The sequence below is a fragment of the Bacteroides graminisolvens genome (genome assembly GCF_963666085.1).
Classification (GTDB): domain Bacteria; phylum Bacteroidota; class Bacteroidia; order Bacteroidales; family Bacteroidaceae; genus Bacteroides; species Bacteroides graminisolvens.
In genome coordinates this window covers 1,400,585-1,416,882 of sequence record NZ_OY762556.1, presented here as the reverse complement: position 1 = coordinate 1,416,882, position 16,298 = coordinate 1,400,585, and the positions used below count along the sequence as shown (strand labels likewise).

Sequence of the window (16,298 nt, the reverse complement as noted above, 5' to 3'; positions counted from 1 at the left end):
TCAAGAAAACACTTTGTCTCTCTTGCAAAGCGGGTGCAAAAGTAGAAGCTTTTGCCATACAAAACAAGAAGATCATACTCTTTTTTTTAAGAAGAAAGGAGCGAAAAGGCTTAAAGCGCTAGACATCAGGAGGTAACACCATGAAAATAAATACAAAGAAAGGGGGAACCGGAGAAATACGAAGAATGGGGATACCTTATATTATATAGGGGGAAATGTAATCAGAGAAAAAAAAGGGTTATTGCAATAGTAAGAAGGAAGGCAAGGATGGAAGAAAAAGACTCGAAACAAAGTGGGGGTATCAAGAAAACAAAGTAGGAAGGTGGTAGTTGAAAGGCGAAAGGCAGACATTAGCGAAGAAGAAAGAAGAAGGAAGGACAGGATAGACTATTCAATAGCTCAAGCGAAAAGAACCCAAAGAAAAAAGAGCGGCTAACCTTGGTTGGACGACTGGCTAACCATCGTTGGTCGACTGGCTAACCTTGGTTGGACGACTTAACAACCATGGTGAGCCGGCAAATGCAAAAGGAAGATACTCGAAAGAAAAGAGAAGAAAAGAGAGAAGACAAGATTACTAGACACCGCTAATGCGTAATTATATATAAGTATAAACAGTATACTTAGTTACTATAAAAAGATGCTACATAAAAAGAATATCGGCTTTTTTTTATACTTTTGTCACAAGATACAGTCGACTACAAAAATTACATAGAAAAAATGAAGATCATTGATTTAATAAACTCCAACGAAAAAACAGCTTTTTCATTCGAAATTTTACCCCCACTAAAAGGTACGGGTATCGAAAAACTGTATACTACAATTGATACATTAAAAGAATTTGATCCCAAATACATCAATATAACGACTCACAGAAGCGAATATATTTATAAGGACTTGGGTGAAGGATTATATAAACGAGACAGGCAGCGTCGAAGACCAGGCACTGTTGCTGTTGCAGCCGCTATTCAAAATAAATATAACATCAAAACAGTTCCCCACATTTTATGTAGCGGGTTCACTAGAGAAGAAACAGAATATGTTCTTATTGATCTGCAATTCTTAGGAGTTACAGATTTACTGGTTCTTCGTGGAGACAAAGCAAAGCATGAATCCGTATTTACACCTGAAGGAGATGGTTATTACCACGCCATACAGTTGCAAAAACAAATCAATAACTTCAATAAAGGAATCTTTGTCGATGGCACTTCAATGCAAAACATGGAACAGCCTTTTTCTTATGGAGTGGCTTGCTATCCTGAGAAACATGAAGAATCACCAAATATAGAAGACGATATTTACTGGTTAAAGAAAAAGGTTGAAACCGGAGCTGAATATGCGGTCACACAGCTATTTTATGATAACAAGAAATATTTTGATTTCGTAGATAGAGCACGTCAAGCAGGAATCACTGTTCCCATTATTCCGGGCATCAAGCCTTTTAAAAAACTGTCACAGTTAACAATGATTCCAAAAACTTTTAAAGTTGATCTTCCCGAAGATTTGACTAAAGAGATTCTTAAATGTAAGAATGACAACGAAGCTCAACAAGTGGGAATTGAATGGTGCATTGCTCAATGCAAAGAACTCATTGAATACGGAGTACCTAGCTTACACTTCTACACAATCTCAGCTGTGGACAGCATTAGAGAGGTAGCTCAAAAAATATATTAGATATGCAATTCGGAGATGTCATAGGACAAGACCACATTAAGCAAAAACTTATTGAGGAAGTAAATGAAGGTCGCATTCCTCATGCGCTACTTTTATGTGGTAATGAAGGGGTTGGAAAACTTCCATTGGCGATAGCTTACGCACAATACATTTGCTGCACTAACAAGCAATCAACCGACTCATGCGGAACTTGTCCGTCGTGCATCAAGTTCAAGAAACTAATACATCCCGATTTGCATTTCATGTTTCCCATCGTGAAAAATGCAAAAGCAAAAAAAGAAATTTGCGATGATTACATTTCCGATTGGCGCCATTTTTTAGAAAAGATGCCCTATATGAGCATAAACAATTGGCTGAATGAACTTCAGGCAGAAAACTCACAAGCCATAATTTATGCTAGGGAGAGCGATGAGATCATAAGAAAGCTTAGCCTTAAATCAAGTGAAGGAGGACATAAGGTTTCAATTATCTGGTTACCTGAAAGGATGCATGTAGTGTGCGCAAATAAATTGCTTAAACTTCTGGAAGAACCACCCCAGAAAACAATATTCATCCTTGTTTCCGAAAATCCAGAGATGATTTTACCTACCATATTGAGCAGAACACAACGTTTAAATATTCCTCGAATAGAAGAGAGTTGTATTGCCAATACACTACAGACCAAATATGCAATTGCTTCAGCAGATGCGCAAAACATTGCTCACACAGCTAATGGAAGTTTTGTTAAGGCTCTTGATGCCATCCATTTAAATGAAGAAAAAAGGCTTTTTTTTGATTTATTTGTTAGCCTAATGCGTCTTTCTTACCAACGGAAGATAAAGGAAATGAAAATATGGAGCGAAAGCGTAGCCGCTATGGGAAGAGAGAAACAAAAAAACATGCTTGATTATTGCCAGCAAATGATTCGAGAAAATTTCATCTTTAATCTGAAGCAAAAAGATCTTACTTACTTAACAATCGATGAAGAAAATTTTGCCAAACGCTTTTCTCCTTTCGTTAATGAGAAGAATGTTATAGGAATTATGAATGAATTGAGCCAAGCTCAAAGAGATATAGAACAAAATGTAAATGCCAAAATGGTTTTTTTTGATTTTTCCTTGAAAATGATTGTGTTATTAAAACAATAATGTATCATTGTAAAATCAAAACTAAGGCCCTATAAATATAAGAAACAATATGGATTATAAATTAAATAACGGTAGCGGAAAACTTTGTTGCAAAGGTTGTTCCCGACAAGATAAGAAACTTAATACTTATGATTGGTTGGCAGATGTCCCCAATAATGCCGAAGAATCAGATATGGTTGAAGTTCAATTTAAAAATACTCGTAAGGGGTATTATAAAAATAGCAATAAAATAAAGCTTGAGAAAGGTGATACAGTCGCCGTTGAAGCTACGCCCGGGCACGACATCGGGGTAGTAACACTTACAGGTAAGCTAGTACCTTTGCAAATGAAAAAGGCGAATAACCGCCCTGATGCTGAAATAAAACGTATCTACCGCAAAGCAAAGCCTGTAGATATGGAAAAATATAATGAAGCCAAAGCCAAAGAACATGCAACCATGATTAAGGCTAGACAGATTGCAGCCAATCTCAATCTTAACATGAAAATAGGAGATGTTGAATATCAAGGCGACGGTAATAAAGCTATTTTTTACTATATCGCTGATGAGCGTGTTGACTTTCGTCAATTAATCAAGGTACTTGCCGAAGCATTTAGAGTGCGCATCGAGATGAAGCAGATAGGGGCACGTCAGGAAGCTGGCCGTATAGGAGGTATTGGGCCTTGTGGCAGAGAACTCTGTTGCGCAACCTGGATGACAAGTTTTGTCTCTGTATCAACCAGCGCAGCTAGATTCCAGGACATATCTCTTAATCCACAGAAGTTGGCTGGTCAGTGCGCCAAATTAAAATGTTGCATGAATTATGAAGTCGACAGTTACGTCGAAGCCCAAAAGAAACTGCCATCTAGAGAAATTGAATTAGAAACTAAAGATGGCACCTATTATTTCTTCAAGGCAGATATTATGGCAAATCAGATAAGCTATTCAACAGATAAAAATTTCCCAGCTAATCTGATAACTATTAGTGGTAGAAGAGCTTTTGAAATTATAAGTATGAATCGAAAAGGGGTTAAGCCAGATACATTAATCGAATCTGAACGCAAACCTGAGCCTAAAAAACCAATCGATTTACTGGAACAGGAAAGCCTTACCCGCTTTGATAAACGTCATGGAAGTGGTGATAACACATCAAATAATTCCCAAAACAGAAAAAAGAAAAAAAGTAATAACAGGCCTCAGCAGGCGCAAATGCGTAACGAAAAAGAAAATTCTAGAGTCCAGGCCCAAGCGCCCAATGACGCTCAACAAGTAAAAGAAGAACAAGGTTCGCACAATAAACCCAATAGAAATAACAGAGACCGTAACGGAAGAAGAAATTTTCCTCGTCCTCAAGAGAGAAACAAAAAAGATGATCAGCAAGTTAAGGAATAGTATTATAATTACTCTTTCTACACTGTTTTTATTCAGTTGTGAAAATGGCTCTGTGTATCATAGCTTTAAGCATGTTAATCCGAAAGGATGGAGCAAACATGATACTCTTTCGTTTGAAATTGGGCTAAAAGAAACTGCTTACCGATATAACATACGAGCACAAATAAGAAATTTGAGCTCGTATGCATATCAGGATTTATATTTGTGCATAAAAAGCAATATTCCTGATTCTACCATCTGGCAAACTGATACTATTAAGTTTCAACTGATTAATAAAGAAGGAGAAATTATTGGTAAAGGATGGGGAGATTTATATGAGCTATCAGTTCCATATAGAGAAAATATACTAGTAAAACCAGGCAAATATACGATAAAGATTTCTCATGAAATGAAGGATAATTACCTGAAAGGGATTAATGATGTGGGGATTAAAGTAGAATAAGGGCTTATCTAACGGCGACTTCTACCCGCATCAATTCTTAAAAAGATGAACAGTAAAATGCTAAATCCCCAAAGTGAAGAACCTCCATAGCTAAAAAAAGGTAAAGGTATACCAATTACGGGTGTAAGACCTAATACCATACCTATATTAATAAACAAGTGAAAGAGGAATATACTTACTACCGAATAGCCATACACACGCCCGAAGGTTCCATGTTGCCTTTCAGAGAGTGCAATCAATCTTAAAATAAGGATCAAAAACAGGAGAAGAACAATTGAAGCGCCAACAAAACCCTGTTCCTCCCCTACCGTACAAAAAATAAAATCGGTATCTTGTTCGGGTACATACTTCAGTTTTGTCTGAGTTCCATTCAGAAAACCCTTGCCTGTTAATCCTCCAGAGCCAATGGCTATTTTGGATTGATTTACGTTATAACCGGCTCCTGATAAATCTTCCTCCATGCCTAATACAACCTTAATTCTTATTTGTTGATGAGGTTCCAATACTTTATTGAAAACATAATCGCATGAATATAAGAAACCGATAGACGTAATTGTAAACAAACCAATAAGTGCATAAGAAAGAAAGCGTTGGCTTAGGTACAAATAAAACAAGTAACACGCTGCACCAATACACAACGCCCACAGTATCCAAACCAGATTAAATTCGTAAACGTATTCAGAAACTAAAAAAGACAATCCCAAAGTTAAAACACTTACTCCTAAGATATTTCTTACCAATAACCATTTTCTTTGATAAACCCATAACATGCTCGCCGTAAACAGAAGAATAAGGCACAACACAACGAACTCGCCCAGCGGTGTAGGCGTTTCTGCAATAAACAATTCGCTAAAGCGAATACCAATGATAAAATATAAAACAGCACAAAGTCCTAAAAAAAGGACCGTACCAGACATGCCTTCTCTATATAATACAAGAAAGAAAGCCAAATAAACCAAAGCTGAGCCTGTTTCTCTCTGCATGATGATAAGTATCATTGGTACCATAATGATAGCGAGCAAGCCTACAAAATGCCTCAATTTATTTATACTAAACGAATATGAGTTCATATATTTTGCCAAGGCAAGCGCAGTTGCAAACTTAGCGAACTCAGCCGGTTGCAAACTAACTGGTCCTAATTGCAACCACGAGCGGGAGCCTTTCACATCTGGAGCAATGAATATAGTTACCAGTAATAGTAACAGCATTCCTATATATATAAAATAAGAAAACATATCAAACAACTTGTCTTCAAGCATAAGCAAAACAAAGCCTATTCCAAAAGAACATACAATCCAAACAAGTTGCTTACCTGCACGAGTTGAAAAATCAAGGAAGTCAGGATTGCCGTAATCATAACTCGCACCACAAACACTAAACCATCCACAAGTAATCAACAAAAGATAAATGATAATGGCAACCCAATCAATTGATTTCCATAGACTAATACTCCTTGAAGCCATACTGAATTAAATTAGTGTTACTGATTTCATCAACAGTTTTCATACGTTCGGGTGAAAGAGTTCCTTTTAAATATTTCTCCATTAACACTGAAGCAATAGGAACGGCCCACGTAGCCCCAAAGCCAGCATTCTCCACATAAACGGCAATGGCTATTTTAGGTTTATTCATCGGAGCAAATCCCATAAATATAGAGTGGTCCTTACCTTTATTTTGTGCTGTTCCTGTTTTGCCGCACACCTCAATGTCAGGTAAATTGGCTCCACGACATGTTGCGCCATATGCCGTTCCTACAACCGCTCCGCGCATTCCTTTTACTACTAAATCGTAGTATTGAGGCGAGATTGTTGTATATCTTGGGAAGCGATACAAACTGTCTAATTGATCATGCTGTATCTTTTTCACAATATGAGGAGTTATAAAATGTCCCCTATTCGCTATTGTTGCAGCCAAATTTGCCATTTGGACAGGCGTAAGCAATATCTCACCTTGGCCGATAGAGGTATGAATGATTCTAAGTCCTCCCCATCTCCCTTTACCATATATTTTATCATAGAATTGTGCATTAGGGATTAAGCCGCGCTTCTCACCAGGTAAGTCAACCCCAAGCTTATATCCAAATCCCATAGAAACCATATGATCTTTCCAAACGGTTAACGCTTTAGCAGAAGAACCGTATTTTTTATTATCTATCATTCGATATAATCCCCAACAAAAATAAGAATTACAGGAAGTAGATAGAGCTGGCATAAAAGGAATAGGCGAAGGATGTGCATGACAGCCAACACGCAAGCCAGGTACAACAAAGCCATGATAACATGGGAATGTGGTGTTTTCATTTACAATTCCCTCCTGCAAAAAAATCATTCCTTGAGCAGTCTTAAAAGTTGATCCGGGGGGGTATGCAGCCATAAGTGGCCGATTAAACAATGGTTTCAAAGGATCTTTCTCTAACTCCAGATGATTTTTTCCTCGTTGGCGTCCTACCATAACCATAGGATCATAAGAAGGCGCAGATACAAAACAGAGAATCTCGCCCGTTTCAGGTTCAATAGCCACTATACTTCCCATTTTACCATGCATCAGCTTCTCCCCTAACGTTTGCAGCTCCACATCTAAACTTAGTGTTATATCCTTTCCTGGAATAGGTACTTTATCGTAAATGCCGTTTTTATAATGCCCTTGAATACGACCATGGGCGTCTCTTAAAAGAATTTCAACCCCTTTTTCTCCTCTTAAATACTTTTCATATGATTTTTCAACACCTTGTTTTCCTATATAATCCCCCCTCACATAATAGTCATCTTCTTCAATATCTCTCATTGAGACCTCACCAATATCTCCCAAAGCATGTGCAGCAACATTATATGCATATTGACGAATGGTTCTACGCTGTATATAAAATCCCGGAAAACGAAATAGTTTTTCTTGAAACACACCACACTCCGCTGCCGATAGCTGAGTCATAAAAACCTGATGTGTATATTTAGAATAACCTGGGTTCTGCTTCCTATCACGAATATCAAGCATCCTTTTCAAGAAAAATGCAGATGTTATGTTCAGAGTCTTACACAAATCAGTTGTATCCAGCTGCGTTATTTCGTTAGGAACAATAGTTATATCATATGCTGGCTGGTTAAAAACCAACAATTTACCGTTTCGGTCGTAGATAGCTCCTCTAGATGGATATTGAGTCTTTTTAAGAAACGCATTGCTATCTGCATTTTTCTTGTAATCATCAGTCATTACCTGCAAAACAAGAAGTCGCAGAATATAGGTTAGCACAATAAATACAGCTATGCCACCAATTACAAACTTACGTTTTTCTAAAAGATAATCTTTTGCCATTTTTATTTCTTCACCCCTTCAAAAGCCAAAATACAACTCAACGTTAGCAACGTACTAGACGCAATTCGCAATATTAGAGATCCTATATCTGCAAAAGAAAAGAATTCAATTGTCAACAAGGCTCCATGGTGAATCAACAAACAAATTAATAAATACTTTATAAAAGAGAAATTTCCTATCGTTTTAAATGATGGAACTATATTATCAAAGCTATCACGTGGTGTAAACAGAGTTAATAAAGGAGGCCTGACAAAAGCCATCAAGACAGTAGCCGATGCATTAATACCTGGCGTATTTGAAAAGACATCAATTATTAAGCCTAAAAAGAATGCCCATAACAATAATTCATTACGAGAAACAGAAGACGGGAACTTCAAAATAAAGTAAGTATAAAGAAAAGGGGTTGCGTATCCTGCGAGATGAATGTTATTGAGAATGAGCACCTGCAAAAGCACCAACCCCACAAACCATAATATACGATATATGTAATTTATTATCATTGCGCCTTTGTTTTTAATTCAAGTTCTTCCTGCTCTATCCTCTGAACATCTGTTATAACCCTCACATTACTGATTTTACCAAAATTAGTGGCTAACTTCACTTTTAATAAATAAGAAAGTCCATCATTAGAATCGGCCATATCATCAACTGTGCCTACCATCACCCCTTCGGGAAAGACAGTGGAATATCCACTCGTTATGATTGTATCCCCCAAATTAAATTCTGCATGTCGAGGAAGATCTTTCAGATAAGCGTATCTAGAATCACCATGCTCCCACTTCAAATAGCCAAAATAGTCGCTGTTCTTTATCTTACAACTAATGTTTGATTTACTATTGAGCACAGAAATCACAACCGAATAATGTTCTGACGCCATATAAACAATACCTACAACCCCTTCTTCTCCTATCACCCCCATCTCAGGTAAAATTCCATCTGATTTCCCTTTATCGAGTGTCAAATAGTTATTAACCAAATTCAAACTATTGTTAATAACATGCGCCGGAATTGTTTTATATTGATTACTGCTTAGTTCTGCTAAACGATTAATTTCAAGAGAATCTACATTTCTATCTTTCAATGCATTACGCAGAAAAGTGAGTTGACGTTCTAGAATCGTATTACGTTCAAGAAGAGTTTCATTTGCCGATTTCAAGTAAAAATAAGACGTAATCCCTCCCGAGATCGCATATACCTTGCCTGATATCGCATTCGCAGAGGTGAAATAGACACTTTGCTGATAATTATTAAAGCGAAACAACATAACCAGACTAGCTATCTCCAATAAAAGAAACACAAACCAGTAGTTATATTTAATGAGAAAATTCAGTAAATTCCGCATAACACTAAGACGTCAAGAGCCAATGTATTAACAGATACATTCATCCGTAATACATTGGCACGTTCATATTTTCACTATCAATAGCCTTATTTATCTCATCAAGAATGAAAAACGATCCACATTTTTTAAAGCAACACCTGTTCCTTTTGCTACTGCATGCAAAGGATCCTCTGCAATATGAAAAGGAATGTTGATTTTATCAGTTAATCGTTTGTCAAGACCTCTTAACAATGCGCCTCCACCGGCTAAATAGATACCGTTATGAACAATATCCGCATAAAGTTCTGGCGGAGTCTTCTCCAATGCACTCAAAATGGCCGTTTCTATTTTTGAAATAGATTTCTCAAGACAATGAGCAACCTCTTGATAACATACAGGTACCTCCATAGGCAAAGCCGTAATACGGTTAGGCCCATGTACAATATAGTCCTCTGGGGCGTCATCACCCAACTCAGTTAAAGCAGCTCCAACATTTATTTTTATACGTTCGGCCATTCTCTCACTAACCTTCACATTATGCTGTCTGCTCATGTATTCCTGGATATCCGCAGTCAAGTCATCACCTGCTATGCGAATTGAGTTATTAGAAACAATACCCCCCAAGGAAATAACTGCAATTTCAGTAGATCCACCACCTATATCAACAATCATATTTCCTTCAGGCGCTTCCACATCAATACCAATTCCTATAGCTGCCGCCATGGGTTCAAAAAGCAAATACACATCTCGTCCACCAGCATGTTCAGCAGAATCACGTACAGCACGCAATTCAACTTCAGTACTTCCCGAAGGAACCCCTATCACCATTCGTAATGAAGGAGAAAATAGATGATTACGGGTATTAACCATTTTTATTAATCCACGCATCATTTGCTCACAAGCATAAAAATCTGCAATAACTCCATCTCTTAAAGGACGGATTGTTTTTATATTCTCGTGGGTTTTTTCATGCATCATCTTTGCTTTGTCGCCAACCGCAATCATTTTATCGGTTCTGCGATCTAAAGCCACAACAGAAGGTTCATCCACTACAATCTTACCATTTGAGATAATAATTGTATTGGCTGTCCCAAGGTCCATTGCTATTTCCTGAGTAAAAGAGAATAATCCCATTTTTATTTTCTTTGTTAGTGTTTAAAATGACGAATACCGGTGGTAACCATTGCAACACCATGTTCATTACAATAATCAAAAGTCTGTTGGTCTCTCACTGAACCACCAGGTTGAATTACCGCCTTTACACCTTCCTTGTGTGCAATTTCAACACAATCGGGGAAAGGGAAAAACGCATCAGATGCCATAACAGCACCTTCAAGTTCAAATCCAAAAGCTTTCGCTTTCTCTATCGCCTGCTTCAATGCGTCAACACGCGAAGTTTGTCCAACTCCGCTAGCTAACAATTGCTTTCCCTTTGCTAAAACAATCGCATTCGACTTACTGTTTTTTACAATCTTATTGGCAAAAAGCATGTCTGAAATTTCTTGTTCTGTAGGGATAGTATTTGTTACTGTCTTTAAATCGGCAGTTGTTTCTATATTTAAGTCTCTTTCTTGTACCAAGACCCCGTTCAACAAAGAACGGAATTGAGTCTTAGGCAATTTTTGTTCTTTACGGACTAAAATAATTCTATTTTTTTTCTGACCCAATATTTCAAGCGCATCGACATCATAATCGGGCGCAATAATTACTTCAAAGAAAATTTTATCTATTTCTGCCGCAGCTTCCCTATCAATAACAGCATTGGTAATCAATACGCCACCATAAGCCGACACTGGATCACCTGCCAACGCATCTTTCCAAGCCTCCAATACAGTGGGTCGAGAAGCTAAACCACATGCATTATTATGCTTCAATACAGCAAAAGTCAGATCTTCAAATTCATCAATCAACTCAACAGCTGCATTGATATCCAACAAGTTATTGTAAGAAATTTCTTTTCCGTGAATCTGATCAAAGATAGCATCTAGATTACCGTAGAAGAAGCCTTTCTGATGAGGATTTTCTCCATAGCGAAGAGCCTTTTGATCATTTGCAGAACAACGAAATGCTGAATTTTCTGCTCCATCAAAATAATTAAAAATAGCAGAATCGTAATGTGAAGAAACAGCAAAAGCCTCTTTCGCCATCCAGCGACGCTCTTCCAACGAAGATGTTGCACCATGCTCCATCAACATATCCAACAAGGGCTTATATTGCAATTGTGAAGCAACAATCACCACATCATTGTAATTCTTAGCAGCAGCTCGAATCAAAGAAATCCCGCCGATATCAATCTTTTCTATGACGGTAGCCTCATCAGCCCCCGAAGCCACTGTTGCTTCAAACGGATACAAATCAACAATAACCAAATCTATTTCGGGGATTTCATATTCCTCTATTTGTTGTCTGTCTTGTTCCAGTTCACGACGACATAAAATTCCGCCGAAAACTTTCGGATGAAGTGTTTTCACTCTTCCCCCCAAGATTGAAGGATAAGAAGTCAGGTCTTCCACAGCTTTACAAGGGTAACCCAATGATTCAATAAACTGTCGTGTACCTCCGGTAGAGAGGAATTCAACTCCGTCTTCATGGAGTTTTGTAATGATTTCGTCTAATCCTTCTTTATGATAGACTGAAACAAGAGCGGTTTTTATTTTCTTCAATCCAGACATTTTACTAAGAGTTATGTAATTGATGTGCAAAGTTACAAAATATGTTCCATCAAACGTTATAAATAAGGTGTAAATTAATACTAAAAAAGCTCCGCTCCTCAGTGTGAGGAGCGGAGCTTAATCTATTTGTGTGGAAAAAGCAAATTCTTACCAGATAGATGCTCGTTGCTCAGCAGGCAAAAACAACTTATCTTTTTCGGTTACGCCAAAGGCATCATACCAAGCAGCAATATGAGGAAGAGCTCCGTCAACACGCCATTTCCCTAACGAGTGCGGATCAATTTTCGTCAGTCGCAGAATCTCTTCCGGACGGATATTCCCAGCCCAAACATTAGCATATGCTAAGAAGAATCTTTGTTCAGGAGTAAAGCCTTGTACGGTATTCAGCGGCTTATCTGATGTTGCCTTTTTAAAAGCTTGAAAAGAAACCTGCAAACCACCATGATCGGCAATATTCTCACCTAAGGTAAACTGACCATTAGCATGTACTCCTGGTGCTACTTCTATACTATCAAAATGGTTAATCATAACCGCAGCTCTTTTTTCAAAATTCTTGGCATCTTCGGCAGTCCACCAATCCTTCAGGTTTCCATCCTTATCGTACTGGCGTCCCTGATCATCAAAGCCGTGTGTCATTTCGTGACCAATCACAACCCCAATGGCTCCATAGTTAAATGCATCATCTGCATTCATATCAAAGAAAGGATATTGCAATATACCAGCAGGGAAACATATTTCGTTTGTAGTAGGGTTATAATAGGCATTTACAGTTTGAGGAGTCATCAGCCATTCATCCTTATCGACAGGTTTGCCTGCCTTTGCAACCATTTCGGCATATTGCCATGCACTGGCACGTTCTATATTTGCCCAATAAGAGTCGTTCTTCACTTCTAAAGAAGAATAATCTTTCCATTTGTCAGGATAGCCAATCTTCACATGAAAAGTAGCTAGTTTTTCCAAAGCCTTTTCCTTGGTAGCCTCACTCATCCATTCAAGACCCTTAATACGTTCGCCCAAAGAAGTTTGCAAATTTTTCACCAAAGTCACCATGCGCTCTTTGGCTGCGGCAGGAAAATACTTTTCTACATACATTTGTCCAACAGCTTCTCCCAGCGAACCGTTTACCGTACTTACGGCACGTTTCCAACGAGGTTGCTGCTCTTGTTTGCCAGACATCGTCTTCTCGAAAAAATCGAAGTTCTGTTGTTCAAAATCATCACTCAAATAAGAAGCAGCTGAATTGATCACATTCCATTGCAAGTAGTCAATCTGTTGATCCATTGATACTGAATTGATCACGTCATTCACCTCTTTCATTGCATTTGGCTGTCCTACATTAATTTCCTTAACAGCCGAGAGTCCTACAGATTTTAAAAGACTATTCCACCCGAGTACCGGATATTCCTTGTTCAGCACCTCTATGCTTTTCTTATTGTAATTTGCTCGCGGATTACGAAGTTCCACTCTGGAACGTGCAGCTTTCGCCAAACGTGTTTCAATATTCATTACTGATTCAACCGCTTTCTGAGCCGATGCTTCATCGCGTCCTGCCAAGCGGAACATCTTTGCAACATGTTCTTTATACTTTTCGCGTATTTCTTTTGTTTTATCATCATTCTCCAGATAATAATCACGTTCACCCATACCGATACCACCTTGATATGTTTGTACCAGATTAACTGTACTATTCATATCATCGGCACTGACATACAAGACAAAATAAGGGAACATACCTTTTTGTTGCATCTCTGCTATCATTGAGACAATTTGAGCTTTGTCTTTGAGCGACGCAATTTTATCTAACTCAGCCTTAATAGGTGCTGCTCCCTCCTTATTTAATTTCACACTATCTAGTGCTATATTATATAAATCACCTACTTTTTGCGCTACGCTACCGTTTTCATGCTTTGCAGCTGCCAGTTCTTCTATTAATTCACGTAACTGCTTACGATTGTTTTCGGCCAACATATCGAAAGAGCCAAAGCGTGAATACTCATTTGTTAGAGGATGTTTCTGCATCCAACCACCATTAGCAAACTGATAGAAACTTGTTCCGGGAACAGCAGTTGTATCCAAGTTTGCCACATCAATACCCGAGGATAGTGTAGCATCTTTATTGCTACCACAGCTTGTGCCCATCAGGCACAGCGCCAAAATTGGTAAATAATTTCTCACTTTCATCATAAAATAACAATATACATACCGAGCCTTCAAGAGACTCAAATCTGTTTAGTTAATAAATAGGGGTTTATATCTATAGATAATCAAAAAAACGTTTTTAATCATCCATTTGTTTTTATTTCATCCAGTTCGATTGAAGATTGTTCCCACTCCTCAACGGTTCTATCAAGTTGCATTTTCAGTTTTTGATGCTGCTCATAAAGAGACATATCCGATGCTCCTTCTACAGTGCCCATTTTAGTTTCAACAATCGCTATAGCTGATTCCAGTTCTTCAATTGCTTTCTCGCAATCAGCAACTTGCTTCTCCATTTTCTTTATCTTCTTATTCAGTTCTTTTTGTGCCTCATAAGAAAGTTTGTTATCGGAAACAGCACCTTGTGAATCTGCAATTGTTGAAGTTGCACTACCTCCGGAAGGAATACTTTTCTGAAGTTCATTCAAGTCTTCCAATTTTTTCCTTTGCAGGAATTCATAGATTCCTCCCAGATGTTCTTTTACCAATCCGCTACCGAACTCATATACTTTAGTCGCCAGTCCATCTAAAAAGTCACGGTCATGGCTAACTAAAATTACCGTCCCCTCAAATTCACGAATTGCTTCTTTCAATACATCCTTGGAACGCATATCCAAATGGTTGGTCGGCTCGTCAAGTATCAACAGATTCACCGGCTGTAAAAGTAACTTAATCATAGCTAATCGGCTACGTTCGCCACCCGACAATACCTTTACTTTCTTATCAGAGGCTTCACCTCCAAACATGAAAGCACCGAGTATATCGCGAATTTTATTACGAATATCACCCACAGCGACACGGTCTATCGTATCGAACACAGTAAGTTCACCTTCAAGCATTTGTGCCTGATTTTGGGCAAAGTAGCCTATTTGGACATTGTGTCCGATGACTAATTTACCATCGAAATCAATTTCATTCATAATGCACTTTACCAAGGTCGATTTTCCTTCACCATTTTTACCGACAAAGGCCACCTTATCGCCCCTATTGATGGTAAGATTGACATCGTGGAAAACAACATGATTGCCATACTTCTTCTGTACATCTTCGCAGATAATCGGATAGCTTCCTGAACGCGAAGCAGGAGGGAATTTGAGACGCAGAGCCGAATTATCTTCTTCATCCACTTCAATTCGCTCTATCTTCTCCAGTTGCTTGATGCGGCTTTGCACCTGCACAGCCTTCGTAGCCTTATAACGGAAGCGCTCAATGAAATCTTCCGTATCCTGTATTTGTTTTTGTTGGTTTTCGTACGCACGCAGTTGTTGCTCGCGACGCTCCTTACGTAGAATAACATATTGATCATAAGACACCTTATAATCATAAATGTGTCCGCACGAAATCTCAATGGTACGAGTCGTCACATTATTAATAAAGGCCCGGTCGTGACTCACCAGCACAACCGCATTGGCACGGGTAGAAAGAAATGTCTCCAACCACTGAATTGATTCTATATCCAAATGGTTGGTCGGTTCATCCAATAACAAAACGTCGGGCTGACGAAGCAATAATTTAGCTAATTCAATACGCATACGCCAACCGCCACTAAATTCGGAAGTGGGACGATCAAAGTCTTCTCTTTTAAATCCCAAGCCCACTAGAGTCCGTTCTATTTCTGCATGGAAATTGGTGCCGCCCATCATCAAGAAGCGTTCATTCTCATGTGTAAACCGGTCAATGAGTTTATGGTAATCTTCTGATTCATAGTCGGTACGTTCAGCCAGCTCCTGATTCATGCGCTCCAGCTCTTTCTGCATATCAAAAATATGTTCGAAAGCTTTCTCAGCTTCTTGCATCACCGTATTTTTATCGGCAAGTACCATGACCTGGGGCAAGTATCCAATGGTCGTGTCTTTAGGTAAAGCTACAACACCGGAAGTAGGTTGTTGCAAACCTGCCAATATTTTAAGCATAGTCGACTTACCGGCACCATTCTTGCCGACCAATGCAATTCTATCTTTCTTATTTATAACATAGGTAACGTCTTCAAATAGCGGAGTGGCGTTAAATTCTACTTTTAAACCTTCAACTGAAATCATTCATTTATCCTTTTTGTACGAACGGCAAAGATAATGAATTCTTGAATATTTATTTAACTATCAAGCATCTATAAAGCCTGAGTCACCAATCAAAAAACAAATTTCAAAGCAACACACCTTATTATATAGAAAGAGGCTGCCTCTATGCGAAG

12 protein-coding genes are annotated in these 16,298 nt (G+C 38.4%); 4 read left to right on the top strand and 8 right to left on the bottom strand.

Translation table 11 applies throughout. The features are described from left to right. Positions 1-717: 717 nt before the first annotated feature. The 4 genes from metF to ACKPCE_RS05790 are packed head-to-tail and all read left to right on the top strand — an operon-like array spanning position 718 to position 4,609. On the top strand, positions 718-1,671 hold the full coding sequence (gene metF, locus ACKPCE_RS05805) for a methylenetetrahydrofolate reductase [NAD(P)H] (RefSeq protein ID WP_319504483.1): 954 nt from the start codon (positions 718-720) through the stop codon (positions 1,669-1,671). Positions 1,672-1,673: 2 nt separating this feature from the next. Next, a complete protein-coding gene (locus ACKPCE_RS05800) occupies positions 1,674-2,798 on the top strand; it encodes a DNA polymerase III subunit (RefSeq protein WP_027318170.1) in 1,125 nt (374 codons plus the stop codon). A gap of 49 nt (positions 2,799-2,847) precedes the next feature. Then, positions 2,848-4,167, top strand: coding sequence for a PSP1 domain-containing protein (locus tag ACKPCE_RS05795; protein WP_319504482.1), 1,320 nt, complete (start codon positions 2,848-2,850; stop codon positions 4,165-4,167). Next, the gene (locus tag ACKPCE_RS05790) at positions 4,145-4,609 is read left to right on the top strand and encodes a gliding motility lipoprotein GldH (protein ID WP_319504481.1); all 465 of its coding nucleotides are present in this window, start codon (positions 4,145-4,147) and stop codon (positions 4,607-4,609) included. The genes ACKPCE_RS05795 and ACKPCE_RS05790 overlap by 23 nt, the downstream gene beginning before the upstream one ends. An 8-nt stretch (positions 4,610-4,617) precedes the next feature. On the opposite strand, the gene rodA is transcribed toward ACKPCE_RS05790, so the two are convergent. The 8 genes from rodA to abc-f form a co-directional block, all read right to left on the bottom strand. Beyond that, positions 4,618-6,072 (bottom strand): rod shape-determining protein RodA, encoded by a 1,455-nt coding sequence (gene rodA, locus ACKPCE_RS05785; protein ID WP_024997291.1) that lies wholly within the window; start codon positions 6,070-6,072, stop codon positions 4,618-4,620. Next, complete coding sequence (gene mrdA / locus ACKPCE_RS05780; RefSeq protein WP_319504480.1) at positions 6,053-7,918, bottom strand: penicillin-binding protein 2; 1,866 nt, start codon at positions 7,916-7,918, stop codon at positions 6,053-6,055. Before mrdA ends, rodA begins: the two co-directional genes overlap by 20 nt. A gap of 2 nt (positions 7,919-7,920) precedes the next feature. After that, positions 7,921-8,418, bottom strand: a complete 498-nt coding sequence (mreD, locus tag ACKPCE_RS05775) for a rod shape-determining protein MreD (protein WP_024997292.1) — start codon at positions 8,416-8,418, stop codon at positions 7,921-7,923. Next, positions 8,415-9,260, bottom strand: coding sequence for a rod shape-determining protein MreC (mreC, locus tag ACKPCE_RS05770; protein WP_276993593.1), 846 nt, complete (start codon positions 9,258-9,260; stop codon positions 8,415-8,417). Before mreC ends, mreD begins: the two co-directional genes overlap by 4 nt. A 90-nt stretch (positions 9,261-9,350) precedes the next feature. Beyond that, complete coding sequence (locus tag ACKPCE_RS05765) at positions 9,351-10,373, bottom strand: rod shape-determining protein (RefSeq protein WP_024997294.1); 1,023 nt, start codon at positions 10,371-10,373, stop codon at positions 9,351-9,353. A gap of 14 nt (positions 10,374-10,387) precedes the next feature. Further along, complete coding sequence (gene purH / locus ACKPCE_RS05760; protein WP_319504479.1) at positions 10,388-11,911, bottom strand: bifunctional phosphoribosylaminoimidazolecarboxamide formyltransferase/IMP cyclohydrolase; 1,524 nt, start codon at positions 11,909-11,911, stop codon at positions 10,388-10,390. A 147-nt stretch (positions 11,912-12,058) separates the two neighbouring features. Then, on the bottom strand, positions 12,059-14,092 hold the full coding sequence (locus ACKPCE_RS05755; protein ID WP_319505927.1) for a M13 family metallopeptidase: 2,034 nt from the start codon (positions 14,090-14,092) through the stop codon (positions 12,059-12,061). A gap of 101 nt (positions 14,093-14,193) precedes the next feature. Next, a complete protein-coding gene (abc-f, locus tag ACKPCE_RS05750; RefSeq protein ID WP_319504478.1) occupies positions 14,194-16,146 on the bottom strand; it encodes a ribosomal protection-like ABC-F family protein in 1,953 nt (650 codons plus the stop codon). Positions 16,147-16,298: the final 152 nt, after the last annotated feature.

Bases quoted from the DNA above. Each gene is read 5' to 3' on its own strand.
- metF (WP_319504483.1), top strand. From the start codon at position 718: ATGAAGATCATTGATTTAATAAACTCCAACGAAAAAACAGCTTTTTCA.
- ACKPCE_RS05800 (WP_027318170.1), top strand. From the start codon at position 1,674: ATGCAATTCGGAGATGTCATAGGACAAGACCACATTAAGCAAAAACTT.
- ACKPCE_RS05795 (WP_319504482.1), top strand. From the start codon at position 2,848: ATGGATTATAAATTAAATAACGGTAGCGGAAAACTTTGTTGCAAAGGT.
- ACKPCE_RS05790 (WP_319504481.1), top strand. From the start codon at position 4,145: ATGATCAGCAAGTTAAGGAATAGTATTATAATTACTCTTTCTACACTG.
- rodA (WP_024997291.1), bottom strand. From the start codon at position 6,072: ATGGCTTCAAGGAGTATTAGTCTATGGAAATCAATTGATTGGGTTGCC.
- mrdA (WP_319504480.1), bottom strand. From the start codon at position 7,918: ATGGCAAAAGATTATCTTTTAGAAAAACGTAAGTTTGTAATTGGTGGC.
- mreD (WP_024997292.1), bottom strand. From the start codon at position 8,418: ATGATAATAAATTACATATATCGTATATTATGGTTTGTGGGGTTGGTG.
- mreC (WP_276993593.1), bottom strand. From the start codon at position 9,260: ATGCGGAATTTACTGAATTTTCTCATTAAATATAACTACTGGTTTGTG.
- ACKPCE_RS05765 (WP_024997294.1), bottom strand. From the start codon at position 10,373: ATGGGATTATTCTCTTTTACTCAGGAAATAGCAATGGACCTTGGGACA.
- purH (WP_319504479.1), bottom strand. From the start codon at position 11,911: ATGTCTGGATTGAAGAAAATAAAAACCGCTCTTGTTTCAGTCTATCAT.
- ACKPCE_RS05755 (WP_319505927.1), bottom strand. From the start codon at position 14,092: ATGAAAGTGAGAAATTATTTACCAATTTTGGCGCTGTGCCTGATGGGC.
- abc-f (WP_319504478.1), bottom strand. From the start codon at position 16,146: ATGATTTCAGTTGAAGGTTTAAAAGTAGAATTTAACGCCACTCCGCTA.